37 protein-coding genes are annotated in these 22,754 nt (G+C 34.7%); 2 read left to right on the forward strand and 35 right to left on the reverse strand.

Going from position 1 to position 22,754, the window contains the following annotated elements; translation table 11 throughout:
• Nucleotides 1–236, reverse strand: a 236-nt coding sequence (locus tag OZD68_RS02515; RefSeq protein WP_275008913.1) for a transposase, incomplete at its 3' end; no start/stop codon positions are given.
• 142 nt (nt 237–378) lie between these two features.
• Nucleotides 379–1,899, reverse strand: coding sequence for an HlyD family type I secretion periplasmic adaptor subunit (locus OZD68_RS02520; RefSeq protein WP_182309444.1), 1,521 nt, complete (start codon nt 1,897–1,899; stop codon nt 379–381).
• 266 nt (nt 1,900–2,165) lie between these two features.
• Here OZD68_RS02520 and fabG point away from each other — a divergent pair, with 266 nt between their 5' ends.
• A complete protein-coding gene (gene fabG, locus OZD68_RS02525; RefSeq protein ID WP_182309445.1) occupies nt 2,166–2,900 on the forward strand; it encodes a 3-oxoacyl-[acyl-carrier-protein] reductase in 735 nt (244 codons plus the stop codon).
• A 94-nt stretch (nt 2,901–2,994) separates the two neighbouring features.
• Nucleotides 2,995–3,324, forward strand: coding sequence for a TrbC/VirB2 family protein (locus OZD68_RS02530; protein WP_155968336.1), 330 nt, complete (start codon nt 2,995–2,997; stop codon nt 3,322–3,324).
• 27 nt (nt 3,325–3,351) lie between these two features.
• Here OZD68_RS02530 and OZD68_RS02535 read toward each other — a convergent pair whose 3' ends face one another.
• The 33 genes from OZD68_RS02535 to tuf form a co-directional block, all read right to left on the reverse strand.
• Complete coding sequence (locus tag OZD68_RS02535) at nt 3,352–4,632, reverse strand: M48 family metalloprotease (RefSeq protein ID WP_182309446.1); 1,281 nt, start codon at nt 4,630–4,632, stop codon at nt 3,352–3,354.
• A gap of 71 nt (nt 4,633–4,703) precedes the next feature.
• Nucleotides 4,704–5,348 carry a 3,4-dihydroxy-2-butanone-4-phosphate synthase gene (gene ribB / locus OZD68_RS02540; protein WP_182309447.1) on the reverse strand — a complete coding sequence of 215 codons (645 nt, stop codon included), beginning with the start codon at nt 5,346–5,348 and terminating at the stop codon, nt 4,704–4,706.
• Nucleotides 5,349–5,354: 6 nt separating this feature from the next.
• Entirely contained in the window at nt 5,355–5,849 is a 495-nt protein-coding gene (greA, locus tag OZD68_RS02545; RefSeq protein WP_182309448.1) for a transcription elongation factor GreA, read from the reverse strand.
• A 9-nt stretch (nt 5,850–5,858) separates the two neighbouring features.
• A complete protein-coding gene (gene atpA / locus OZD68_RS02550; RefSeq protein ID WP_012673176.1) occupies nt 5,859–7,400 on the reverse strand; it encodes a F0F1 ATP synthase subunit alpha in 1,542 nt (513 codons plus the stop codon).
• A complete protein-coding gene (atpH, locus tag OZD68_RS02555) occupies nt 7,397–7,957 on the reverse strand; it encodes an ATP synthase F1 subunit delta (RefSeq protein ID WP_182309449.1) in 561 nt (186 codons plus the stop codon). Before atpH ends, atpA begins: the two co-directional genes overlap by 4 nt.
• A 41-nt stretch (nt 7,958–7,998) precedes the next feature.
• On the reverse strand, nt 7,999–8,349 hold the full coding sequence (locus tag OZD68_RS02560; protein WP_182309450.1) for a YraN family protein: 351 nt from the start codon (nt 8,347–8,349) through the stop codon (nt 7,999–8,001).
• A gap of 23 nt (nt 8,350–8,372) precedes the next feature.
• Nucleotides 8,373–8,801 (reverse strand): 50S ribosomal protein L17, encoded by a 429-nt coding sequence (gene rplQ / locus OZD68_RS02565; protein ID WP_182309451.1) that lies wholly within the window; start codon nt 8,799–8,801, stop codon nt 8,373–8,375.
• A 7-nt stretch (nt 8,802–8,808) separates the two neighbouring features.
• A complete protein-coding gene (locus OZD68_RS02570) occupies nt 8,809–9,876 on the reverse strand; it encodes a DNA-directed RNA polymerase subunit alpha (protein WP_077188176.1) in 1,068 nt (355 codons plus the stop codon).
• Nucleotides 9,877–9,897: 21 nt separating this feature from the next.
• Nucleotides 9,898–10,284, reverse strand: coding sequence for a 30S ribosomal protein S11 (gene rpsK, locus OZD68_RS02575; protein WP_182309452.1), 387 nt, complete (start codon nt 10,282–10,284; stop codon nt 9,898–9,900).
• Between the two features lie 24 nt (nt 10,285–10,308).
• On the reverse strand, nt 10,309–10,677 hold the full coding sequence (gene rpsM, locus OZD68_RS02580) for a 30S ribosomal protein S13 (RefSeq protein ID WP_182309453.1): 369 nt from the start codon (nt 10,675–10,677) through the stop codon (nt 10,309–10,311).
• 59 nt (nt 10,678–10,736) lie between these two features.
• Nucleotides 10,737–11,378, reverse strand: coding sequence for an adenylate kinase family protein (locus OZD68_RS02585; RefSeq protein ID WP_182309454.1), 642 nt, complete (start codon nt 11,376–11,378; stop codon nt 10,737–10,739).
• Nucleotides 11,375–12,703, reverse strand: a complete 1,329-nt coding sequence (secY, locus tag OZD68_RS02590; RefSeq protein WP_182309455.1) for a preprotein translocase subunit SecY — start codon at nt 12,701–12,703, stop codon at nt 11,375–11,377. The genes OZD68_RS02585 and secY overlap by 4 nt, the downstream gene beginning before the upstream one ends.
• A gap of 3 nt (nt 12,704–12,706) precedes the next feature.
• Entirely contained in the window at nt 12,707–13,177 is a 471-nt protein-coding gene (rplO, locus tag OZD68_RS02595; protein ID WP_006279863.1) for a 50S ribosomal protein L15, read from the reverse strand.
• Between the two features lie 3 nt (nt 13,178–13,180).
• A complete protein-coding gene (gene rpsE / locus OZD68_RS02600) occupies nt 13,181–13,693 on the reverse strand; it encodes a 30S ribosomal protein S5 (RefSeq protein ID WP_182309456.1) in 513 nt (170 codons plus the stop codon).
• A gap of 12 nt (nt 13,694–13,705) precedes the next feature.
• Complete coding sequence (gene rplR, locus OZD68_RS02605) at nt 13,706–14,077, reverse strand: 50S ribosomal protein L18 (protein WP_006279867.1); 372 nt, start codon at nt 14,075–14,077, stop codon at nt 13,706–13,708.
• 5 nt (nt 14,078–14,082) lie between these two features.
• Nucleotides 14,083–14,628 carry a 50S ribosomal protein L6 gene (gene rplF, locus OZD68_RS02610; protein ID WP_182309457.1) on the reverse strand — a complete coding sequence of 182 codons (546 nt, stop codon included), beginning with the start codon at nt 14,626–14,628 and terminating at the stop codon, nt 14,083–14,085.
• 16 nt (nt 14,629–14,644) lie between these two features.
• Nucleotides 14,645–15,040, reverse strand: coding sequence for a 30S ribosomal protein S8 (rpsH, locus tag OZD68_RS02615; protein WP_182309458.1), 396 nt, complete (start codon nt 15,038–15,040; stop codon nt 14,645–14,647).
• A 21-nt stretch (nt 15,041–15,061) separates the two neighbouring features.
• Nucleotides 15,062–15,370, reverse strand: coding sequence for a 30S ribosomal protein S14 (gene rpsN / locus OZD68_RS02620; RefSeq protein WP_064124653.1), 309 nt, complete (start codon nt 15,368–15,370; stop codon nt 15,062–15,064).
• Nucleotides 15,371–15,386: 16 nt separating this feature from the next.
• Nucleotides 15,387–15,920, reverse strand: a complete 534-nt coding sequence (gene rplE, locus OZD68_RS02625) for a 50S ribosomal protein L5 (protein ID WP_182309459.1) — start codon at nt 15,918–15,920, stop codon at nt 15,387–15,389.
• Between the two features lie 6 nt (nt 15,921–15,926).
• Nucleotides 15,927–16,244 (reverse strand): 50S ribosomal protein L24, encoded by a 318-nt coding sequence (gene rplX, locus OZD68_RS02630; protein ID WP_182309460.1) that lies wholly within the window; start codon nt 16,242–16,244, stop codon nt 15,927–15,929.
• Nucleotides 16,244–16,603, reverse strand: coding sequence for a 50S ribosomal protein L14 (gene rplN / locus OZD68_RS02635; RefSeq protein ID WP_182309461.1), 360 nt, complete (start codon nt 16,601–16,603; stop codon nt 16,244–16,246). The genes rplX and rplN overlap by 1 nt, the downstream gene beginning before the upstream one ends.
• Before the next feature lie 13 nt (nt 16,604–16,616).
• Nucleotides 16,617–16,853 (reverse strand): 30S ribosomal protein S17, encoded by a 237-nt coding sequence (gene rpsQ / locus OZD68_RS02640; RefSeq protein ID WP_182309462.1) that lies wholly within the window; start codon nt 16,851–16,853, stop codon nt 16,617–16,619.
• Nucleotides 16,846–17,049 carry a 50S ribosomal protein L29 gene (rpmC, locus tag OZD68_RS02645; protein WP_006279350.1) on the reverse strand — a complete coding sequence of 68 codons (204 nt, stop codon included), beginning with the start codon at nt 17,047–17,049 and terminating at the stop codon, nt 16,846–16,848. The genes rpsQ and rpmC overlap by 8 nt, the downstream gene beginning before the upstream one ends.
• 11 nt (nt 17,050–17,060) lie before the next feature.
• Entirely contained in the window at nt 17,061–17,474 is a 414-nt protein-coding gene (gene rplP, locus OZD68_RS02650) for a 50S ribosomal protein L16 (RefSeq protein ID WP_010962752.1), read from the reverse strand.
• A gap of 14 nt (nt 17,475–17,488) precedes the next feature.
• Nucleotides 17,489–18,103: a 30S ribosomal protein S3 gene (gene rpsC / locus OZD68_RS02655; RefSeq protein WP_182309463.1), complete on the reverse strand. Its 615-nt coding sequence runs from the start codon at nt 18,101–18,103 to the stop codon at nt 17,489–17,491.
• Nucleotides 18,104–18,142: 39 nt separating this feature from the next.
• Nucleotides 18,143–18,490: a 50S ribosomal protein L22 gene (gene rplV, locus OZD68_RS02660; RefSeq protein ID WP_007549821.1), complete on the reverse strand. Its 348-nt coding sequence runs from the start codon at nt 18,488–18,490 to the stop codon at nt 18,143–18,145.
• 5 nt (nt 18,491–18,495) lie between these two features.
• Complete coding sequence (gene rpsS, locus OZD68_RS02665; protein ID WP_006279181.1) at nt 18,496–18,780, reverse strand: 30S ribosomal protein S19; 285 nt, start codon at nt 18,778–18,780, stop codon at nt 18,496–18,498.
• Between the two features lie 3 nt (nt 18,781–18,783).
• Nucleotides 18,784–19,608 carry a 50S ribosomal protein L2 gene (gene rplB / locus OZD68_RS02670; protein ID WP_182309464.1) on the reverse strand — a complete coding sequence of 275 codons (825 nt, stop codon included), beginning with the start codon at nt 19,606–19,608 and terminating at the stop codon, nt 18,784–18,786.
• A 1-nt stretch (nt 19,609) separates the two neighbouring features.
• Nucleotides 19,610–19,897 (reverse strand): 50S ribosomal protein L23, encoded by a 288-nt coding sequence (locus OZD68_RS02675; protein WP_182309465.1) that lies wholly within the window; start codon nt 19,895–19,897, stop codon nt 19,610–19,612.
• Nucleotides 19,894–20,508, reverse strand: a complete 615-nt coding sequence (gene rplD, locus OZD68_RS02680) for a 50S ribosomal protein L4 (RefSeq protein WP_182309466.1) — start codon at nt 20,506–20,508, stop codon at nt 19,894–19,896. Before rplD ends, OZD68_RS02675 begins: the two co-directional genes overlap by 4 nt.
• A gap of 2 nt (nt 20,509–20,510) precedes the next feature.
• The gene (gene rplC / locus OZD68_RS02685; RefSeq protein ID WP_182309467.1) at nt 20,511–21,233 is read right to left on the reverse strand and encodes a 50S ribosomal protein L3; all 723 of its coding nucleotides are present in this window, start codon (nt 21,231–21,233) and stop codon (nt 20,511–20,513) included.
• A 9-nt stretch (nt 21,234–21,242) separates the two neighbouring features.
• A complete protein-coding gene (gene rpsJ, locus OZD68_RS02690; RefSeq protein WP_012673184.1) occupies nt 21,243–21,563 on the reverse strand; it encodes a 30S ribosomal protein S10 in 321 nt (106 codons plus the stop codon).
• Nucleotides 21,564–21,577: 14 nt separating this feature from the next.
• Nucleotides 21,578–22,750 (reverse strand): elongation factor Tu, encoded by a 1,173-nt coding sequence (gene tuf, locus OZD68_RS02695; protein ID WP_010962309.1) that lies wholly within the window; start codon nt 22,748–22,750, stop codon nt 21,578–21,580.
• Between the last annotated feature and the right edge of the window lie 4 nt (nt 22,751–22,754).

Here is a 22,754-nt window from a genome sequence, read left to right on the forward strand (position 1 = left end):
TTACTCTTGCTTTGTAAATCAAACCTCTCTTTGTCGTAAGGAGCCATGTTACCTCTACCTGGAAATGCATCTGCTGCCGACTTTTTTTCGTTGTGTTTCTTTATCCATTTTCCTAATAAACCACCCTTTATTCCTAAATCCTTTGCTATTTTTGTAATTGTTTGACCTGCCTTTCTTTGTTCATTTGCCAGCTTAACAGCTTCCAATTTGAATTCTGCCGTATATTCTCTTGCCATTTCTAATCCTCCAAAATTTTATTTTACCCGAAAAAACTCTTTTCTTTCTCTCCACTTTTTCTTGGTAAGGTCAAGAAGCCTATTGTCTAATTATGTACCTAAATTTTATTACGGCACTTTCACTACTACTTTAACGAGTGAGCTACCTTTCTATAAAAGACCTATCGACTGTTGCAATTATAGGCGTAAACAAGAATGATAAAAGAGTACGAGATTGAGTAACTATGTACACTTCTGCTGGCATACCAGGGTATAGGTATACGTTTTTAAACTGAGCAAGCTCTGGTTTTGGTATCACTACACGTACTGAATAATAACGCCCTAGCCTTGGATCATCAAGGGCATCGGGAGAAATATTGCTTACTATACCATTAATTAAACTTAAACGACGTGCACTGTAAGCACTTAAACGAACTTTAACCTTTAGCCCTTCTAGCCCATCAATAGAGACTATGTTGCTATCTTTCTTTTGTGCTGACAGTATCTCTTCTATGTTTCTGGTCTGAATTTTAGCATCTATTATTAGGTCATCATCCGATGGCACTACGCTCATGATCGGAACTCCAGATTGTATAACACCACCTTCAGTATGGTATCTTATATCTGTGACTATCCCATCTTGAGGCGATTTAATTATTGTACGTGCTAATGAATCTTCAGCAACCATCAGTCTCTCTTTCAAGTCTGCAATAGACGTACTAACTTCCTTAAGTTCAGCGTTTGCTCTTTCTTGAGAATCATTTCTCACGTTTATAATTTCTAATTCGTTCTCTCCAATTTTTTGCTGCACTTGAGATATTGCAGAACGGTAATGTCCAACTCTGCCTTCAATTTCAGCAAACTGCTTTTCTAAAGCTAAAATGTGTGGTTTGCTTATATGGCCACTATCAAGTAATTGTCTTTTTGTTTCCAACTCATCAGTTATCAAGTCATATTGCTTATGAGCTGCATTTAGTTGAAAGTTTAGCCCCGCTAATTCATCATTTAACTGCTTTATACGTTGTTGCAGTATGTCTGTTTTTCCCAATATGCTCTTTCTCTGAGAGTTGAACAACTTTACTTGATTCTTTATCGCTTTATTTACAAGTTCATCGTGAGATAATTTTTTAACCTCATCAGGAAACTCGAGCGTGTACAAATCTACTCTGATTGCAAGAAGCCTTGCTTCTGTTGCTAAAAATGATAAGAGCTTCTCTTTGATGATACTTAAATTCGCCTTCTCGTTAACATCACTCAACAAAACTAGAGGCTCATCTTTTTTAACTGCTTGACCCTCTTTTACTAAAATTTTGCTTATTATTCCTCCGCCCAAGTGTTGAACTATTTTTCTATTTGAAGATACAATAACTTCTCCACTTGCATGCACCGCACCGTCAATTGGAGCTATAGCCGACCAAATACCACCTATCCCAAAAAAGATGAGTATTACTACCAGACCAAAAAATAGTGGTCCCCATGTTACTTTCAGGACTTCATTTACGTTATTACTTTCGCGTTTTAAAATAAAATTTATCACTGCATCAATCAATGCAAACGTCTTATCCAAAAATTTTGGGTACTTCTTCTTTTTATTTTTTGCTCCTTGCATATTTATATTATCACCATGGCCAATCAAGCCTGTCAAAGAAAATCCAGCGCTAAGCTTTTTTAACTTACTTATCATAATACTACTGTGAATTTGTGTTAACTCAAGATAACACACAAAAACAAAGAATCTATAATTTAAGCATTCCATTTAGACTGTAGAGCACAAGAATAAACTATTTAGTAACAATTCCTGCATCAACTATGTTTTTAAAATTTTTTGACGTTTAACTTTATTATAACTTTTTCTTTATTTTGTGAATATCTGAGTTACTTATATTATGTAAGAAATCTGTTGCCAACTAGTCAATATTCTGTTAGGAATTAATATAATATAAAGTTATTATGCTTAAATTGGAAAGCAGAAAGTTCCTGGTTACTGGCGCATCAGGCAGGATAGGGCAAGCAATTGTAAAAATTATGCACAAAGCCGGAGCAACTTTATGTATTTCTGGCACAAAAAGAGAAGTGCTCGAAGAAGTTGCTAAACAATATGAAAAAAACATGCATGTACTCCCTTGTGATTTATCAAATGCTGAGGAAGTAAATCAACTAATAAATAGAGCAAGTGAGCTGATGGAAGGCTTTGACGGGCTCGTATGCAATGCGGGTATTACGCGAGACAGTTTATTATTGAGAATGACAGATGAAGCATGGCAAAAAGTAATTGATATTAACTTGAGCTCTACATTTAAGCTGAGTAGAGAAGCATGCAGAAAACTAATTAAGAATAATTGGGGAAGAATTATAAATATTTCCTCAATAATAGGGCTGACAGGAAACGCCGGGCAAGCAAATTATGCGGCGTCTAAAGCTGGAATAATAGCTATGAGCAAATCCATAGCAAAAGAAGTTGCAAGTCGTAATATAACAGTAAATTGTATTGCTCCTGGGTTTATAGATACTAAAATGACTGAAGTTTTAAATGAAGGACAAAAGGGAAAAATATTAGATAATATTCCAATGAAAAGAATGGGAACAGGGGAAGAAATAGCAGCAGGGGTCTTGTTTTTAGCAAGTGATGAAGCAAAATATATAACAGGGCATGTGCTCAATATTAATGGTGGGTTATTTATGTAGCAACACTTATGTATGGACAAATTATAATTTTTACTTTAAAATAGAAAATGTGTAGGTGTAGGTTTAGGTTAATTTATTACTTAGAGGCAAAAAAATGAGCTCTATAATGGAATTTTTTAGTGTTTTTTGCGTAGTATTGCTTTTCTCTTTCTCAGGTTATGCAGCTGACCCTGATATGGATGACACAACTAAAGTAATATGCAATATTATTGGTTATGTTTGGGGGATAGGCGGTCCACTTATGACGGTAGTAATAATTGGTGCAGCTTTGCTTGCAATATTTGGCAGGATGCCGTGGCCAGCCCTCTTTGCTCTTGGCATGTTCTGTGGTGTATTTTTTGGCGCTAAAACTATCATAACGAAAATTATGCCCAACGTAAGCGATGAAGCAAAAACTATGTTGGAAAAGTGTGGACAAAAATAATCCAAAAAGTGCAGAAATGCTTTTTTGTTATCCATTAAACCGCTTCATATCTTCAACTTGCAACAAATAAGGGCTATCTTTTGGTAAAGTTTTAACAGCTAGCTCAGCATATTTTGTAAATTGCTTTAAATCACCTTCAATACAAGCCTTTTTTGTCAAGGCAAAATAATGCATTGCCGTATCAGCTTCACATTTATATGCAATGCTTAAATACTTCCAGACAAAAGCGTTATCTGGTTCTACATTCAAAATCTGCTCCAGGTAAAAAATCGCCTTTTTTGCATCACCGTGTAATAATAAAGTATGAGATAATGCAAGTTTCACTAAATAACTGCTTTTCTCAGATAAATACCTAAGCGATTCCTCATACATTTTTATTGCTTCACTTAAATTTCCGGCCTTGTATAGCATTTCTGCTTTTAATTCATATAGGTATGGGTCATTGCGTGACTCTTGAATCAATGAATTAACTTTAGCAATAGCCTCTTCTATCTTTCCTTGCCTATAGCAAACTATAGCATTTACATACTCAGAATTATTTTCATATTTATTAGATAACACATGAATAGGAGCAAAGAAAGAGTCTAGCTTGGCAACCACACGCTCAAACTTTAGTAACTTATCCGCAAAAATTGGTTTTACGTTGTTTTTAACCTTATAATTTTGTACAGCAAATATACGTTTCTCACTAAGTGGGTGAGTGCGGAAATATTCCTCGGTGTTCTCGTGCTCAATACTTTTAAAATAATCAAAAATCTCTTTCATACCTGAATTATCATAGCCAGATTCATCAAGATACCTTAAAGCATAGCTATCTGCTACACTTTCTTGCTCTTGAGAATAGTTAAAAAATAGCCTTGAACTAAACGCTACACCACTAAGCAAAATTGCACCAGCAACCTGAGGGTTAATGATAATACTAGAAACTAATCCTACCATATAACTAATCATTGCTATCGATTGAAAATAACCCATAGCACTACTCATTTGCAATATATGACCAGCAGATATGTGAGCAATCTCATGTGCTAATATACCAAGCAGGACATAAGGTTTAGCCGAATATTGTAAAAGTCCTAAATGAATGAAAATACTGTTATTGTTAATTACAAAAGCATTAATCGAATTGTCATTAATTATAAAAACTTTTATTTGCTCATGATCAATATCCGCAGCAGAAAATAAAGGTTGCGCTAGCTCTTTCACTATTGCTTCCACTTCACTATCTCTAATAATGTTAATAGAGTAAGCATTATTACAATATGCAAAAAAGAACAATAAGGTCAAAAACTTAGCAACTCTAAACATGAAAATTCTGTGCTTGTATAATTTATAGAAATTCTATATTTTAACACTTAAATTATACAAATTTATAAACGCTAGTTTAAATTTTTAACGTAACTGATAAGTTTGTCGATGGTAGTTAACTTAATTTTATGTTGTTCAGCAAATTTAAGTAACTGAGGTAAGCGCATCATAGAGCCATCATCATTCACTAATTCACAAATAACTGCTGAATGATCAGACCCTACTAACTTCGCCATTTCAACACTCGCTTCAGTATGACCAGCACGTTGTGCCACCCCACCTTTATGTGCAATTACAGGAAAAACATGACCTGGAGTTATGATGTCATCCTGAGTACCATCCTTGTTGATAGCAGCATGTATAGTTTTCGTTCTATCCTCTGCTGAAACACCGGTTGTAATGCCATAACGTGCATCAATTGATGTAGTAAATGCGGTATGATTTTCACCAATATTTTTCTTCTCCATGAAATTAAGGCCCAACCTTTTCATGTGAAATTTAGTCATTGCTAAGCAAACAACCCCTGTACCGTACCTAACCATAAAAGCCATATGTTCCGGCTTTATTTTCTCAGCTAAGACAATCACATCGCCTTCATTTTCTCTATTTTCATCATCAACTAAAATGAATAATTTACCGGAACGAGCATCCTCTAATACATCTTCCACAGAAGAAATACCTGGTAGACTCATTGAAGCATAAGTGCCCTGTACCATAATAATTTACTTAAATTCAATCTTAACTATTTTATACAATTTCTCTCCATTTGGCACTGTCACTTCCACATATTCACCGACTTTTTTGCCGATTAAGGCACTCCCAAGTGGTGAACTAGTAGATATTAACTGCTTTGAAACATCAGCTTCATATTCGCCTACAACCTTATAAACATATTCCACTTCACAGTTATTATCACTTAACATGCTTAATGTCACAGTTGCACCAAACATTACTGAATCACCAGACAAATTTTTTACTTCTATTACTTCCGCATGTGAGAGCTTACTTTCTATCTCCATTATACGGCCTTCAATAAAACCTAACCTTTCCCGTGCTGCATGATACTCTGCGTTTTCAGACAAATCACCTTGATCACGAGCATCAGAAATAGCCTGTATCACAGAAGGTTTTTCTTCCTTTAATTTTTCAAGTTCGGCTTGCATATTCTCAAAACCTTCCCTCGTCATAGGAAATTTATTAATAATGGACGAAGCCATAATCACCACCTAAACGCAATTAAATTGAGTAACGAAATTACTCACAATGTTAAAAATATCACCTTTTATATCATCACTCATGTCATTTGACAACTTTTTTAAAACCCCAGGGTGTACAGTATGAAAATAATTAATAAGATCATGTTCAAATTTATTAATGTAACTTATTTGTATTTTACTTAACTGATTATATAGGTTAGAAAAAATATACATCAGCACTACTTGCTCTTCTATTGACATAGGTAAATGTTGTTTTTGCTTTAATAACTCGACAAGATATTTACCCTTATTCAAGGATAATTGAACACTAGCATCAAGATCAGAACCAAATTTTGCAAAATCTTCTAATTCTCTATACTGAGCTAAGCTTAGCTTTATAGAACCAGCAACTTTCTTCACAGACTTTAGTTGTGCAGCAGAACCAACACGTGAAACTGACAAACCTATATTTACTGCAGGTCGAAATCCTTTATAAAATAATTCAGACTCAAGAAAGATCTGCCCATCGGTAATTGAAATAACATTTGTTGGCACATATGCAGATACATCACCAGCTTGAGTTTCGACAATTGGCAAAGCAGTTAAAGAACCCTGCCCTTTTTTATCAGACATTTTAGCAGCTCTTTCAAGCAAGCGAGAATGTACATAGAATATATCTCCAGGGTAAGCTTCACGACCAGGAGGACGTCTTAGCAATAAAGACATCTGCCTATATGCCACAGCATGCTTAGATAAATCATCATATATAATCAAACAATGCATTCCATTGTCACGGAAAAATTCCCCAATAGTGCAACCAGCATAAGGTGCTAAAAATTGCATAGGCGCGCAGTCAGATGCACTAGCCACAACTACAGTTGTATACTCTAATGCTCCGCTTTCTTTCAGCTTATTTACCACTTTTGCTACTGTTGAAATTTTTTGCCCAATAGCAACATAAACACAGTAAACTTTTTGATTTTCGTTTACCTCATCGTTAATCTTCTTCTGATTGATAATAGTATCAAGCGCAATAGTAGTTTTACCAATTTGTCTATCACCAATAATTAATTCACGCTGCCCTCTACCTATTGGAATTAGCAAATCTATAATTTTAATTCCTGTTTGCAGTGGCTCATGCACAGACTTACGATCAATAATGCCTGGCGCTTTAGATTCTATATCCATTCTGTTTTTGGCTCTAATTTCCCCACCGTCGTCCATAGGATGGCCCAACGCATTTACAACTCTCCCTAACAATTCATGCCCTACAGGCACCTGCACAACATCACCACTACATTTTACAACGTCCCCTTCTTTCACATCACGGTCATTACCAAGCACAACTATTCCAGCCGTATCATGATCTAAATCGAGAACTATTCCTTCTACACCACTTGCAAAAAATACCTTTTCACCGAATTTTGCTTTTTCCAGCCCATAAACCAATGCGATACCATCTGTTACTGAAATTACTTCACCTATATTTTCCCGCTTTATAGGATTATCAAACGTCTCAACCTTTTCTCTTATTATACTTGCTATCTCAGAAACATTCATACTGTTCTTCATACAAAATTCCTTACTTTTAATATTTCCATTTTACTTAAGTCAACTAACCTATCCAAGTAACTTTTTAGCGAAGCATCGATCAAATTAAAACCATACCTAACTAAGAAGCCACCTAGTATAGAAGGGTCAACCACATTGCTTACTTTTATTATTTTACCAAGAAAGCTCAAAGATTCAGTAATTATTTTTATATCAGATTCCTTTAAAGTTTCTGCTGACTTTATAGTAATTTCGAATTCATTTTCATTTTCCCTTGCAAGACTTAAGAATTTTTCTAATATAAGGATCAATAAACTAGAGCGTTTATTTGCAAATATAACCATAATAAATTTTACTAAATTCTCACTCAAGTGCTCATTTATAGAAAGCATCACTTCTTTTTTGTGTGCAAAAGAAATCATAGGATGAGATAGGTACACAAAAACATCACGTTGATCCTTAAAAAAAGCCAACAAAAATTCTACTTCTTTCCTTATAATACCTAACCTGCTTCCTGAGACATGAAATAGCACTCTAGCGTAAGATGAAACTAAATTATTGTATTGGGTCTTTTTCATATTAAATCCAGTAAATCTAAATTAATTCAGCTACAAATCTTTCATTCTTCAATCCAAGCATTTTTTATATAAACAGGTCTTCTCTTTAAGGAAAGAAAATATAAATCATATCTGACTGAATAATCTAAAAAACTAAGGTTTTTACTTAAGAAATACTTAGAAGAATTTATGATAGACTGACATTGAAGATGAGATATCGGTATTTCTTTTCCAAGTAAACTTGTTTTAACTTCTATAAAAATCAGCTCCTCTTTTTTAGATACAATTAAGTCAATTTCACCGAACTTACAACGGTAACGGCGTTTTATAACATTATACCATTTCAGTTTTAAATATACTAAAACTAATAACTCGCCAAAGTAACCTACAAAGTAGCGTAACCTACTTACCACAAGAAGAACAATTATGATAACAATTAACTTTGTGTAACTGCTTTGCCTCCTTCTTTATTTTTACTATAAACCTTACCTCTTGCTGCAATATCCCTATCAACCAGTTCTATCACTGCCATTGAAGCGCAATCACCCTTTCGAGTGCTAAATTTTATTATTCTAGAATACCCACCTTTACGATCTTGATAACGGCTGGCTAAGACGTTTAATAACTTATCAACTGCTAACTTACTATTATGAAGGCGTGAAAGCAAAAGTCTTCTACCATGTAAAGTATTCTTATTCTTAGCAATTGTAATAAACTTTTCGACATATGGACGAAGTTCCTTAGCTTTTGGTAAAGTAGTTACAATCTGCTCATGGTTAATTAATGAGATAGATAGATTCTTTAACGTCGATAATCTATGTTCAGTACAACGAGATAGTTTACGTTTTTTTATTCCATGTTTCATATATCACCTAATCTTCATCAGTATGTTGTTTAGCCAACTCATCTATATCCTTAGGTGGCCAGTTTAGCACATTCATACCCAAAGACAAGCCAAAATTAGTCAAAACTGCCTTAATCTCATTCAAAGACTTTCTGCCAAAATTAGCAGTTCTTAACATTTCACCTTCTGTCTTTTGCACAAGATCACCTATATAAGTGATGTTTTCGTTTTTCAGACAGTTATGAGACCTGACAGATAATTCCATTTCATCTACCTTACGCAATAAGACAGGGTCATAACCCAAATCTTTAGCACCACTAGACGAAGAAACCTGCGATTTTTTATAACTTACATCAGAACTAATAAAGGGCTGAAGCTGCTCCTGTAATATTCTTGCAGCAGAGTCAACAGCTTGACTCGGAGAAATTGTACCATCAGTTTCAATTGACAATATCAGCTTATCCTTATCAGTCACTTGGCCAACACGACTGTTCTCTACCCTGTACGAAACCCTGTTGACAGGGCTATACAAAGCATTAACTGGAATAAAACCAATTAAATCCTGTTCACTCATAAGCTTCAAAAGTTCGTTTTCTTTATACTTAATTACAGGAAGATAACCTTTTCCGCTAGCCACATATATGGTCATGTTAAGCTCTACATTTTGCCCCAGCGTACATATTAATAAATCCTTATTAACAATAGAGCATTGATCATCAGTTTCTATCATCCCAGCTAATACCTGGCAAGGCCCTTTAGCGTTTAAATTTAAGCATTTATTAGAAGCACCATTTAATTTACACCTCAACATGCCCATATTTAACACTATATCAGTTACATCTTCTCTCACCCCTTGAATTGAAGTAAACTCATGAGTTACACCTTCAATTTTTATTCCATAAACAGCACTACCTTTAAGAGAAGATAACATTACACGTCTTAATGCATTACCTAATGTTAAAGCAAAACCACTTTCCAACGGTTCTAGCACTATATCACTTTTTTCACTTGAATCATCTGATATTACCTTAACTGAACTAGGTTTAATCAACTTATCTAAATTGCTACAGAGAGACACATCATTATTATAATACATAAAACAACCTTTTCAAATATCCTATACTCTTCTTTTTTTTCTTAACCTGCACCCATTATGAGGAATTGCGGTTTTATCTGCAATTGAAGTCACAGTCAACCCACAGCTCTGAAGTGCTTTAACCGCAGCTTCGGTACCAAAGCCAGGACCACGAATTATTACAGAGACAACCTTCATACCAAATCTCTCTATTGCATTCTTCGCAGCAGCCTCCGCAGCCTTACCTGCAGCATAAGGTGTGGATTTTCTCGAACATGAAAAACCACATGCACCCACAGAAGTTTGACATAGCGTATTACCATGAACATCAGTTACATTTACAAAAGTATTATTAAAAGTTGCACGAATATGGACAACACCAGTAATAAACTCCTTCTTACTCTTACCAACCGTTTTGACTTTTTTCATTAAAACTCACAATAATAACAAATTTTATTTTTTCCCAGCAATAGGCAACCGAGATCTACCTTTACGAGTCTTAGCATTAGTATGAGTCCTTTGCCCTCTCACAGGTAAACCTTTTCTATGTCTCACCCCTCTATAGCATCCCATTTCCACTAAAGATTTTATGTTCATAGCCACTTCTTTTCTGAGCTCACCTTCTATAACATAATTTTGTCTAATGAAACTGCTGATCTTTTCTATATCTTCATCTCGTAATTCTGAAACACGTTTGCGCTTATCAACTTCGCAAGCGTGACAAATTACATTCGCAGTAGCAATACCTATACCATATATATAAGTTAATGCAAAAGGAACACACCTCCTCACTGGAATATTTATGCCTGCAATACGTGCCACTGGTACCTCGATACTTTATTAACAACAACTCTTAATTTATACCATAAAACAACTCAGAGTCAAACCAAATTACAAGAAATTTTACTTTCAATCTCTTGCGTTACCTCATCAACACTCAAATTAGCGTCAATTGTTAATAATTTGCCTTTATAATACTCGCGTAAACCTTTCATTTGAAGGTGATATTCACTTATTCTCTTATTAATTGCAGACATATCAGCATCATCAATTCTTTTCTCTAACCTCGTACTTTTACATTTAGCACAAGTAGTACTCTTAAAAGAAGATACACTATATATGCTTTTACAGTCCAAACACGCGAGACGATTTTTTAACCTATAGATTGCAATATTATCGTCAAGCTGCAGCTCAACTACAATGTCAACATCCCTATTATATTTTTCTTGCAAAACTTGAGTCAAAAAATGAGCCTGGTTTAAATTTCTCGGAAAACCATCTAATAAGCAATTATCATCCACTAATGCAAGCTGGTCACGTAATAATCCACATATAATTTCATCTTGAATTAAATTACCAGATTCCACGGTACCCTTTATTTTTTTACCTAACTCACTACTGCTAGATATAATATTCCTTAATAAATCCCCTACTGAAATTAATTTTAAATTATATTTTGCTATTAACAAGCTTGACTGAGTACCTTTACCAGAACCTGGAGGACCAAAAATCGTAATGATCATCTTACTTTCCTCGTTTTAGACTCATATTTCTTTATCCAGTTGTCGTACCTATTTGAAAAAATATAAGATTGTATTTGCATAATAGTATCAGTAATAACGTTCACTATAATCAGTAAGCTCGTCCCACCAAAAATAAATGGTATATCATAATAATATCTCATAACTTCAGGTACAGTACATATGACTACCAAATACGCAGAGCCAATGAATGTCAACTTAAAAACTATATCTTGAAGGTAATCAGAAGTATGTTTCCCAGGCCTTCTACCAGGTATAAAACCACCATTTTTTTTAAGAAAATCTGCGTTTTCCTCTGGATTAAATATAAAATTGGTATAGAAAAAATTAAAAAATACTATCAGCACCAAATAGGCTACAATATATACTACTTTATTTGCCATAAAGTAATTCAAAATAAAATCAGAAAAAGCGTGCCCCTTATAGAAATTTGCAATTGAAATAGGTGTCAATAAAATTGCATTAGCAAAAATGGTTGGTACTACACCAGACAAATTAATCTTCAATGGAATATAAGTAAAATCGTCATTATGTAATCTTTTAAATTGCTTTTTAGGATGTTGAACAATAACCTTTCTATAAGAAGACTCTACAAAAATGACTAAGAGTAGCAGCAAAAAAAACAATACCAAAACAAAAAGGATAATAAATAACGATACGCTACCGTTTTTATTTAACGTTAACAAAGATGACAAAGCGCTGTGTAACTCTGATATTATACCCGTGAAAATGATTAATGAGATACCATTGCCTATACCGCTAGCGCTGATTCGTTCACCAAGCCATATTAAAAGCATAGTTCCACCTAAAAGGCTGAAAACACCTATTGTACGAAACATAACACCAGGTTCGATTACAACCAATACCCCTTCCCTATTCATCCCTTCCAATCCAACCAAAATTGGAATTGATTGAAATACACAAATTACTATGGTCAGATAGCGTATATAAGAATTCATCTTTCTACGGCCTGACTCTCCATCATTCTTAACTTCCTTCATTCCTTTAATCGCAGAAGAAAGTAACTGAATAATGATAGAAGCCATTATATATGGCATAACGTTCAATGCTAGAATTGTCATTCTAGCCAATGCACCACCAGAAAATAAATTAAATACTCCAAAAACGCCTGAGCCATCTTTGGGAAATATATCATTAATTACATCAAGATTAATTCCAGGAATAGGCACATAAGTACCCAAGCGATAGCAAATTAAAGCTATTAGCGTAAAAAATATAAGCTTTAATAAATCGCCTTTATATAACAACGTAGGATCCAAGCTATTAAATGCTGATTTATTGCCCATGACTTACGATAGTATTTCCACACTACCACCAACTGAAGCTACAGATTTTTTTGCAGCTTCTGACGCAAAATCAACATGAAACACAAATTTTTCGCTCAACTTACCTTTATTAAGAAGTTTAATTTTATCCTTAATAGACTTTATAAAACCTAATTTATACAGCCTCTCCTTATCTATAACAGAGTCTTTCACTATTTTTTTAGCTTCCATTAAGCGCTGTATATCGCCAACATTAATTATAGAGTATATGCTCCTACGTATAGGCTTAAAACCTCTTTTAGGCAAACGAGTATATATAGACTGTTGTCCACCCTCAAAACCATTTATAGAAACTCCACTTCTAGCCTTCTGCCCTTTATGCCCTCTACCGGATGTTTTACCTTTACCACAACCGATACCTCTACCCAGCAACTTAGGCTTCTTTTTCTTAGATAATTTAGTAAATATAGAGTTTAATTTTACAGCATTATTCATACTTTACCTGTTTCCAACTATCTCGCTAATCTTTTTGCCTCTTTTGCTTGCTACCTGACGAGGAGATAACATACTATCAAAAGCCTTAAACACCGCACATATAACGTTATGAGGATTATTTGATCTAGTGGATTTAGCTACCACATCCTTTATACCTAACACCTCAAAAACTGATCTAATCGCTCCACCAGCAATAATACCTGTTCCGGCTCTTGCGGTTCTTAAAACTATCTCACCAGAACAAAATTTAGCTTTAATATCATGATGCAAAGTTCTACCTTCACGCAAGTACACTCTAATCATTGATTTCTTTGCAGCATTTACAGCTTTGACTCTTGCTTCAGCAACTTCTGCGTGCTTACCTATTCCACACCCTACCCTACCCTTCTCATCGCCAATAACAACCAAAATTGAAAATGAAAATCTTCTACCACCTTTGGTAACCGTTGTCACTCTTCGTACCGAAACTAAAAGCTCTGATAAATCATTATTATTTTGTAAATTCTTTATAGCCATATTCAAAACCTTCTAAAATTCAAATCCAGAACTTCTTAAAGCCTCAGCAAATTGAGAAACTAATCCTGTGTATTTATACGCTCCACGATCAAACGTAAGCTGCTGCTCTAATTTCATGCCAGACAGACGCTCAACCATTAAAGAAGAAACCTGTTTTATAGTTTCGGCGTTGACTTTCCCTTTACATACATCCTTAATTTTAGCATCCAAAGTAGAAGCTGAAGTGAGAGTTATTCCTTTTACATCATTAATTAACTGGACATAAAAATGCCTATTAGATTTAAATATGGATATACGTAAACGTTCAGCGCTCTTGTCAAGCTTCGCTCTATTACGTAACTTCCTTTTTTCAGAATTACTTAAAAAATTATACGATCTTTTCATTTTTATTACTTCTTTTTACTTACAACCTTACGCAGCATAAATTTGCCTTTTATTACAACACCCTTACCTTTATAAGGATCATATTTTCTAATTTTGCATATATCAGACGCCACCATATAGACCTTCTGCTTATCCATACCACTAACTACTAAGTGAGTTGGCTTTATGCACTTAATCTCAACATCTTTAGGCACTTTATATTTAACATTATGGCTATAACCAAGATATAAAGTCAAATACTTGCCATCACACTCTGCCTTATACCCCACACCGTTAATCTCAAGATTAACAGAAAAACCATCAACCATGCCGTTAATGATATTATTAATATTACTCCTATAAGTGCCCCACATAGGCTTTATTTTATCATAATTATCTTTATCTTGATCAACAGAAAGCAATAGCTGATTATCAATAATCTGACACACAACATCCCTGATCAAGCTAACTTCCCTTTCAGCCTTAGCACTCTTTATTAACATACTACCATTATTATATTCAACTGAAACACCAGCAGGAATATTGATAGGAGCAGCACCTATACGAGACATGAATTTCTCCTATTATTTAAAACACACGACACAAAACTTCTCCACCAACCTTTAACTTATGTGCATTATAACCAGTCATCACTCCTTTGGGTGTCGATATAATAAAAATACCAAGACCATCATATGCTTTAGAAATGTCCTTATACTTAGAATAACGACGACAACCAGGCTTTGACACCCTAACTATGTCACTAATTACAGGTAACTTCTCATAATACTTCAATTTTACAATGAAAGAAGGTAAATTACCTACAACTTGCTTTTCATAATCAAGGATATACCCTTCCTCTTTTAAAATCTCCAATATAGAAGAATTCATCTTAGAAAATAGTACCCTTGTTGCCCTATGCATTGCCAATTGAGCATTACGTATCCTTGTTAAAAAATCACCAATACTATCAGATAAAGCCACAATATACTCCTTATATTATATTTACCAACTAGACTTTGTAACTCCTGGAACTTGCCCAAAAGAACATAAATCACGCAAAACAATTCTACATAAACCAAATTTTCTATATACTCCTCTTGGTCTCCCAGTTAAAGCACACCTATTTCTAATTTTGGTTTTAGAAGAATTTCTAGGCAATTTTTTAATTAATTTATTTTGAGCTGTAAACCTTTCTACAATAGACAAATTCTTATTATTTATTATAGATTTCAATTTTTCTCTTTTTTCTTTATATTGATCGCACAACTTTATTCTGCGAAGATTTCTTTCTATCATAGATTTTTTTGCCATACATTTCTCCTCTCAATTAATCAAAAAAAGGAAATCTAAGAGCGAGTAATAATTCCTTTGCTTCCTTATCACTAACTGCACTTGTTATAATATCAATATCCATACCTCTAATTTTACTTATTTTATCATAGTCTATTTCTAAAAACGAGATATGTTCCTTTATACCAAAGGAAAAATTACCATTACCGTCAAATTGCTTCACACTAAATCCTCTAAAATCTTTTTCCCTTGGCAAAGCAATATATATCAATCTTTCTAAAAACTCATACATTTTATCTCTACGCAAAGTTACTTTGCAACCTACTGTAGCACCTTTTCTGATCTTGAAGCCAGAAATAGATTTTTTTGCAAAAGTTGATAAAGGCTTCTGCCCAGCAATCAAATATAGGCTACCAAGTGGTTCATTTATTGCTTTACTATCTGTAGCAGCATCTCCAACGCCCATATTGATACACACCTTGACAAGTTTAGGCACTTGCATTATATTGCCGTAATTAAACTTATCCTTCAAGGACTTTACTATGCTATCTTTATACAATTCTTTAAACATATCAACCTAATCTATCACTTCTCCAGAAACTTTTGCAAAACGGACTTTTCTACCGTCTATAACCTTAAACCCCACTCTAGTTGGAGTTTTATATTTAGGGTCCAATGTTGCAACGTTGGATATATCAATAGCTAACTCTTTATTTAATATACCACCACTACTACCAGCTTTTGGTTTAGTATGTCTCTTATGCACATTCACTCCAGAAACAATTATTTTCTTTTTAGCATCACGCGCTATAACTTTGATTACCTTACCAATTTTTCCCTTATCTTTACCAGTTAAAACTATAACGTCGTCACCACTTTTTATTTTAGCACTCATTATAAAACCTCAACAGCTAATGACATTATCTTCATAAAAGAACCAGATGATAACTTTTTTACCGGACCAAACACCCGAGTGCCAAGTGGTTCACCTTGATCGTTAATCAAAACTACAGCATTGCTAGAAAAACGAATTACAGAACCATCAGATTTTCTAATAGGGCTTTTCACCCTCACCACAACTGCTCTATATATTTTTCCCTTCTCAACTTTCCCTCTTGGAGTGATAGATTTAGTAGATACAATAACTGTGTCACCTATAGATGCAGACTTTCTACCACCCAATAAACCAATACAAAGCACTGCACGCGCGCCAGAATTATCAGCTACTTCCAACAATGTATTTTTTTGAATCATATAAATATCCTATTCAATGTGAGCTATTAACAATAACCCATTTTTTAGTAGTAGAAACAGGCTTGTGTTCTTGTATTAAAACCTTGTCCCCTTCTTTACAACTATTATTCTCATCATGTGCTGTATACTTCTTGTATTTTTTTATAACCTTTTTATACAGCTCATCCTTATACACTTGTAATACCGAAACCTTTACAGTCTTATCACACTTAGCCTTAGTTACAGTACCACAAAAAACCTTTTTAGGCATTCTTTTCCTCTCTTCTTCTTTTATTTAATGTAGTTAAAATACGAGCTATGCTCTTTCTTATTAAGCTAAAACGCGAAATATTGTTGCACTGGCCCAGCTTCTTTTGAAAAACCAAATTAACAAACTCTTTTCTCAAATTCACAAGAATTTCATGCAATTCTTGCGAGGACCTCGATTCAATGTCAGCTATATCCATTGCAACTCCATTTAATTATGATTAGATACAAATTTACACTTCATAGGAAGCTTAGCAGTTGCCTTTTCAAGCGCCAATCTTGCTAAATGCATGGGAACATCACTGCTAATTTCAAACAACATTCTACCGGGCTTAGCTTTAAATACCCAAAACTCAACACTACCTTTCCCTTTACCCATACGCACATCCGCCGGCTTTTTACTAACAGGGGTATCAGGAAAAATTCTTATCCACACTTTACCAGAGCGTTTTAATGTTCTAGATATTACACGCCTTGCAGTTTCAATATGCTTAGATTGAATCCTACCTGCTTCCATAGCCTTTAGACCATAATCTCCAAAAGATAATGTGCTACCACCTTTCGTGTTACCCTTAATTCGTCCTTTAAATACTTTTTTATATTTACTTTTTTTAGGAATAAACATTTCAATATACCTAATTAGTTACCAATATAAACCCAGACCTTAACTCCTATGATGCCATATATAGTTTTTGCTTCAGCAAAAGCATAATCTATATTAGCACGTAAAGCATGCAAAGGCAAACTGCCTTCTTTATACCACTCAGTACGAGCTATCTCAGCTCCGCCAAGGCGCCCAGAACAACTTACTTTAATACCTCTAGCACCCATCCTAAAACAACTTTGAATAGCTTTTTTCATCGCTCTTCTAAATGAAACCCTTTTTTCTAACTGCTGTGCAATGCTGTTTGATATTAAAACTGCATCTATTTCAGACCTTTTAACCCCTACTACATTCACTTCCACATTATTTTTTACTTTTTCAGCTACCTTTTGCTTTATCTTCTCAATATCCGAGCCTTTCTTACCTATTATCACTCCAGGTCTAGAAGAATGTATTATTACAGATACCAAATCGATCGTACGCTCTATAATTACTTTAGAAACACCAGCATGCTTAAAAGATTCATTTATATAACTGCGAATAGATAAATCTTGATGCAACCCTTGTTTATAACCCTTCTCAGCATACCAAATAGATGACCAAGTATTAATTATTTTTAACCTAAATCCTTTAGGATTAACGTTTCCCATATTTTTGCACTTTCCTTATTAATTTTCTATTTTTATGAATCATATAATTTCCCCCAATTTTACAGTTATATTACTATAACGTTTACTAACTCTATTAGCTCTACCCATAGCTTTTGGACATACCCTACGCAAAGTAAGAGACTTACCTATTAAAATTTCTTTTATATATAAATTATCGATATCCAATCCATAATTTTGAGCATTAGCAATCGCAGAATTTAATACCTTCCTTATAAGACCTGCAGCTTTCTTTTCACAAAATCTTAATTGCACAGTGGCAAAAGAGACTTTTTTATTACGTACTAAACCAGCAACCAAATTCAATTTACGAGGAGTTGATTTTAAAACCCTAGAACCAGCTTTAACTATTACATCTCTGTTTTTCATATCAATTACCTTCTTGTCGCCTTTTTATCACCACTATGCCCAGTAAATTTACGAGTGGGTGAAAACTCACCAAACTTATGACCTATCATATTCTGGTCATTAACATTCACAGGAATGTAATCCTTACCATTATAGACAGCAAACTTTAAACCTAAACAATTAGGAAGAATTACAGAAGCCCTGGAATGAACTTTTATAGCCATGTTAACAAACCCCTTGTTTAAAGCATTATTCACCGACTTTAATATAGAAGGATGACAAAAAGGAGGCTTCCATGCAGATCTACTCATAAACTAACCTTTCAATTGTTTTATATACTTATCACTAGATTTATTTCTCCTTCGAGTTTTCTTTCCTTTTGTTGCAACACCCCAAGGAGTAACAGGATGACGACCACCAGAGGTTTTTCCTTCCCCGCCTCCATGAGGATGGTCAACCGGATTCATTGCAACTCCACGTACAGTAGGTCTAATCCCAAGCCACCTACTTCTCCCAGCTTTACCCAACTTTCTATTCTTATGGTCAGGGTTAGATACTACACCAATAGTAGCCTTGCAAGAAGATAAAATCAACCTAATTTGACCAGACCTGAGTCGTAATAAAATATATTGGCCATCACGACCAACGATTTGTGCATAACAACCAGCAGCTCTAGCAATCGCAGCACCATTACCTGGCTTCAGCTCAACATTATGAACGAAAGAACCAACAGGTATATGCTTGAGTAGTAAACAATTCCCCGGCAAAATATCAGCATCATTCCCAGCTGTAACAACATCACCTGGCTTCATACCTTGAGGAGCTAATATATAAGACTTAATATCACCTTCCTTATATGATATTAACGCCAAAAACCCACTTCTATTTGGGTCATACTCTATTTTTTCAACTATACCTTGACCACTTCTATTACGCTTAAAATCTATCACTCTATACTTCTTTTTGTGACCACCACCCCTATGACGAGTTGTAATTTTACCATGATTATTTCTTCCACCACTGGACTTTTTACCGGATGTAAGAGACTTTTCTGGCTCATCTTTTGATAAACCAACTTTACTTACTAACACAGTCCCACGAGAAGACGGAGTAACAGGATTAAAAAATTTCATACCCATACTAAACGCTCATTATATCTAATTTTTGACCATCCATCAAAGAAAAATAAACTTTCTTTTTCTGTTTTTCACAACCAATCACACCACTAAAACGCCTATATTTAGGCTTAATTCTAACAACATTTATAGAAGAAATTTTAACATCAAATAGAGACTCTATTGCCAACTTTATTTGACGCTTATTTACATTTACAAAAACATACAAAGAATATTTATTAAACTTCTCCCTCAAAAAAGAGGCCTTTTCTGTAATTATAGGAGATTTTATTATATTATTATATTTGATCATAACAATCTACCTTCAAGATGCTTTAAAGTATCCTTTGCCAACATCACGCATTCGTGATTCAATATATCAAAAACATTTAACCCAATAGGTTTGATTAAGTCTACATAGTGCAAGTTTTTAGCAGCACGCAACAAATCATCTCCATAATCACCAACTATCAAAAAGGAAGAAAATTTAAAATTTTTAATACATTTACACATTTCAGACGTTTTCTTCACATCAATATTTAAATTATCCAGAATAATTACTTGATTATTTAAATACTTTAGAGATAAAGCAATTTTTAAACCAAATTTGCGTACCTTCTTATTAAGAGAATAAGTATGACTCCTCACAACAGGGCCGAAAATAATCCCACCACCTCTAAATTGAGGAGATCGCAAGCTCCCTTGTCTTGCCCTACCGGTACGTTTTTGACCATAAGGTTTAGCTGTTGTACCAGAGACATCACTAATACCTCTTGTTTTATGAGTACCAGCTCTTCTCTTCGCTAATTGCCATCTCACTATATCATGCAAAATACTCAATTTTTGCTTAGCAGAAAATATCAAAGGATTGAGCTGAGCAGTACCTACATTATCATTAGATAGATTAACTAAATTACATTCCATAACTAACTTACCAAATTACTAGCATCATCATTTACATCTAACAGTAAACCTACCGGAAAAGGAACATCTTTATGTAAAGATTTTTTAACTGCATCTCTTACAAAAACATAGGAATTTTTAAACCCAGGAACATTATTACCCTTCACAGCAATTATACTATTTTCATGATCAATGGATAATATCTTCATATTTTGTGCAGTTATCCTGCTGTTACCTAAATGACCAGCCATTTTCTTTCCTTTGAATACTCTACCAGGATCCTGACATTGGCCAGTGGAACCTTGTGATCTGTGAGCAATAGAAACACCATGAGATGCCCTAAGCCCACTGAAATTATGCCGCTTCATCACACCAGCAAATCCTTTACCTATAGAATAACCCGTAATATCAAGATATTGACCAACCACAAAATGATTGATTCCCACTTTTTTACCACATTCTATTCCCGACAGGTCATTTAATCTACTTTCGTATAACTTACATTTATTATTTATACCCTTTTTCTTTAAATATTTCAACTGAGGTTTTGCTATATTTTTAAAATCTCCTGTGCCTAAAATGACTGAATTATAGCCACATTTATCTTGTCCTTTTATACCAATAATATAAGTTTCGCTGAGATGCAATAAAGTTACAGCCATGCGACTATTGTCAGAATACATAGCAGTATGACCAATATTCATCATTAGTAAACCAATTCTCCTCAGCGAATTTATTCTCTTCATTTCCTTCTCCTAAACCTTAACTTCCTTGACTTTTAAATCCACTTCTACGCCAGCAGAAAAAGATAAACCTGTAAGCATCTGCATCATAGTAGGAGTAAGATCATGTAAAACAATCAAACGCCTAGAAGTTCTCATTTCAAACTGTTCACGAGATTTTTTATCAACGTGAGGAGATCTATTAACAATAAATTTAGAATCTTTCCTTGGCAACGCAATCGGACCAGATAATTTTGCACTGGACCGCTTTAATTCATCAACAAATTTTCGAACACACTCCTCCAATAAAGAACAATCGAAAGCCTTAATGTTAATATATATATCTTGCTTCATCTTAGTTACTACACTCACTCCAAAATTTCAGAAACAACACCAGAACCAACAGTTCTACCGCCTTCTCTTATCGCAAAACGCAACCCCTTATCCATTGCTATCGGTACTTGCAATTCTACTTCTACACTCACATTATCTCCTGGCATTACCATCTCCTTCCCATCTAGCAATTTTATGCTCCCAGTTACATCCGTTGTCCTTAAATAAAACTGTGGCTGGTAATTCGCAAAAAATGGTGTATGCCTTCCTCCTTCCTCTTTCTTTAATATATAAACCTCCGCCTTAAATTTTCTATGCGGCGTTATCGTCCCAGGTTTTGCCAATACTTGCCCTCTCTCCACTTCTTCTCTTTTTGTTCCTCTTAACAATATTCCTACATTGAGTCCTGCACTTCCCTTATCCAGCAACTTCTTAAACATTTCTACACCTGTGCATATCGTCTTTTGCGTCGCTTTCAGACCTATTATCTCTATCTCTTCTCCCGTCTTTATCTCTCCCTTCTCTATTCTTCCTGTTACCACTGTTCCTCGCCCCGATATCGAAAATACATCTTCGATTGGCAATAAAAATGGTAAATCCACAGGCCTTGGTGGAACCGCTACATATTCATCTAACTTTTCCATCAATTTGTCTATTGATTTCTTTCCATATTCGCTGCTGTCATCCTCCAGCGCCTTGAGCGCTGAACCAACCACCACAGGCACTTCATCCCCTGGAAATCCGTATTTACTCAGTAATTCCCTCACTTCCATTTCTACTAAATCTATCATATCAGCATCAGCAACATCAGCTTTATTTATATACACCACGATATATCCAACACCTACCTGCTTCGCCAGCAATATATGCTCTCTCGTTTGTGGCATTGGCCCATCAACCCCCGACACTACCAATATCGCCGCATCCATCTGTGCTGCACCTACTATCATGTTCTTTACATAGTCAGCGTGTCCAGGACAATCAACGTGTGCATAATGCCTTTTCTCTGTCTGATACTCAACATGCGCTGTTGCTATCGTTATCCCCCTCTTCCTTTCTTCTGGCGCTTTGTCTATCTGATCGTACGCTACAAAATTTCCATAATGCTTCGTTATCGCCGCTGTTAACGTCGTCTTCCCATGATCCACATGTCCTATTGTTCCCACATTTACATGCGGCTTTCCAAATGCTTCCACTACTGCTGTCATAATT

Source organism: Wolbachia endosymbiont of Drosophila bicornuta (assembly GCF_028982105.1).
Classification (GTDB): domain Bacteria; phylum Pseudomonadota; class Alphaproteobacteria; order Rickettsiales; family Anaplasmataceae; genus Wolbachia; species Wolbachia pipientis.

What these genes read in the sequence shown, in the direction of transcription:
- OZD68_RS02520 (WP_182309444.1), bottom strand. Translation starts at nt 1,899, where the DNA reads ATGATAAGTAAGTTAAAAAAGCTTAGCGCTGGATTTTCTTTGACAGGC.
- fabG (WP_182309445.1), top strand. Translation starts at nt 2,166, where the DNA reads ATGCTTAAATTGGAAAGCAGAAAGTTCCTGGTTACTGGCGCATCAGGC.
- OZD68_RS02530 (WP_155968336.1), top strand. Translation starts at nt 2,995, where the DNA reads ATGAGCTCTATAATGGAATTTTTTAGTGTTTTTTGCGTAGTATTGCTT.
- OZD68_RS02535 (WP_182309446.1), bottom strand. Translation starts at nt 4,632, where the DNA reads ATGTTTAGAGTTGCTAAGTTTTTGACCTTATTGTTCTTTTTTGCATAT.
- ribB (WP_182309447.1), bottom strand. Translation starts at nt 5,348, where the DNA reads ATGGTACAGGGCACTTATGCTTCAATGAGTCTACCAGGTATTTCTTCT.
- greA (WP_182309448.1), bottom strand. Translation starts at nt 5,849, where the DNA reads ATGGCTTCGTCCATTATTAATAAATTTCCTATGACGAGGGAAGGTTTT.
- atpA (WP_012673176.1), bottom strand. Translation starts at nt 7,400, where the DNA reads ATGAAGAACAGTATGAATGTTTCTGAGATAGCAAGTATAATAAGAGAA.
- atpH (WP_182309449.1), bottom strand. Translation starts at nt 7,957, where the DNA reads ATGAAAAAGACCCAATACAATAATTTAGTTTCATCTTACGCTAGAGTG.
- rplQ (WP_182309451.1), bottom strand. Translation starts at nt 8,801, where the DNA reads ATGAAACATGGAATAAAAAAACGTAAACTATCTCGTTGTACTGAACAT.
- OZD68_RS02570 (WP_077188176.1), bottom strand. Translation starts at nt 9,876, where the DNA reads ATGTATTATAATAATGATGTGTCTCTCTGTAGCAATTTAGATAAGTTG.
- rpsK (WP_182309452.1), bottom strand. Translation starts at nt 10,284, where the DNA reads ATGAAAAAAGTCAAAACGGTTGGTAAGAGTAAGAAGGAGTTTATTACT.
- OZD68_RS02585 (WP_182309454.1), bottom strand. Translation starts at nt 11,378, where the DNA reads ATGATCATTACGATTTTTGGTCCTCCAGGTTCTGGTAAAGGTACTCAG.
- secY (WP_182309455.1), bottom strand. Translation starts at nt 12,703, where the DNA reads ATGGGCAATAAATCAGCATTTAATAGCTTGGATCCTACGTTGTTATAT.
- rplO (WP_006279863.1), bottom strand. Translation starts at nt 13,177, where the DNA reads ATGAATAATGCTGTAAAATTAAACTCTATATTTACTAAATTATCTAAG.
- rpsE (WP_182309456.1), bottom strand. Translation starts at nt 13,693, where the DNA reads ATGGCTATAAAGAATTTACAAAATAATAATGATTTATCAGAGCTTTTA.
- rplR (WP_006279867.1), bottom strand. Translation starts at nt 14,077, where the DNA reads ATGAAAAGATCGTATAATTTTTTAAGTAATTCTGAAAAAAGGAAGTTA.
- rplF (WP_182309457.1), bottom strand. Translation starts at nt 14,628, where the DNA reads ATGTCTCGTATAGGTGCTGCTCCTATCAATATTCCTGCTGGTGTTTCA.
- rpsN (WP_064124653.1), bottom strand. Translation starts at nt 15,370, where the DNA reads ATGGCAAAAAAATCTATGATAGAAAGAAATCTTCGCAGAATAAAGTTG.
- rplE (WP_182309459.1), bottom strand. Translation starts at nt 15,920, where the DNA reads ATGTTTAAAGAATTGTATAAAGATAGCATAGTAAAGTCCTTGAAGGAT.
- rplX (WP_182309460.1), bottom strand. Translation starts at nt 16,244, where the DNA reads ATGAGTGCTAAAATAAAAAGTGGTGACGACGTTATAGTTTTAACTGGT.
- rplN (WP_182309461.1), bottom strand. Translation starts at nt 16,603, where the DNA reads ATGATTCAAAAAAATACATTGTTGGAAGTAGCTGATAATTCTGGCGCG.
- rpsQ (WP_182309462.1), bottom strand. Translation starts at nt 16,853, where the DNA reads ATGCCTAAAAAGGTTTTTTGTGGTACTGTAACTAAGGCTAAGTGTGAT.
- rpmC (WP_006279350.1), bottom strand. Translation starts at nt 17,049, where the DNA reads ATGGATATAGCTGACATTGAATCGAGGTCCTCGCAAGAATTGCATGAA.
- rplP (WP_010962752.1), bottom strand. Translation starts at nt 17,474, where the DNA reads ATGTTTATTCCTAAAAAAAGTAAATATAAAAAAGTATTTAAAGGACGA.
- rpsC (WP_182309463.1), bottom strand. Translation starts at nt 18,103, where the DNA reads ATGGGAAACGTTAATCCTAAAGGATTTAGGTTAAAAATAATTAATACT.
- rplV (WP_007549821.1), bottom strand. Translation starts at nt 18,490, where the DNA reads ATGAAAAACAGAGATGTAATAGTTAAAGCTGGTTCTAGGGTTTTAAAA.
- rpsS (WP_006279181.1), bottom strand. Translation starts at nt 18,780, where the DNA reads ATGAGTAGATCTGCATGGAAGCCTCCTTTTTGTCATCCTTCTATATTA.
- rplB (WP_182309464.1), bottom strand. Translation starts at nt 19,608, where the DNA reads ATGGGTATGAAATTTTTTAATCCTGTTACTCCGTCTTCTCGTGGGACT.
- OZD68_RS02675 (WP_182309465.1), bottom strand. Translation starts at nt 19,897, where the DNA reads ATGATCAAATATAATAATATAATAAAATCTCCTATAATTACAGAAAAG.
- rplD (WP_182309466.1), bottom strand. Translation starts at nt 20,508, where the DNA reads ATGGAATGTAATTTAGTTAATCTATCTAATGATAATGTAGGTACTGCT.
- rplC (WP_182309467.1), bottom strand. Translation starts at nt 21,233, where the DNA reads ATGAAGAGAATAAATTCGCTGAGGAGAATTGGTTTACTAATGATGAAT.
- rpsJ (WP_012673184.1), bottom strand. Translation starts at nt 21,563, where the DNA reads ATGAAGCAAGATATATATATTAACATTAAGGCTTTCGATTGTTCTTTA.
- tuf (WP_010962309.1), bottom strand. Translation starts at nt 22,750, where the DNA reads ATGACAGCAGTAGTGGAAGCATTTGGAAAGCCGCATGTAAATGTGGGA.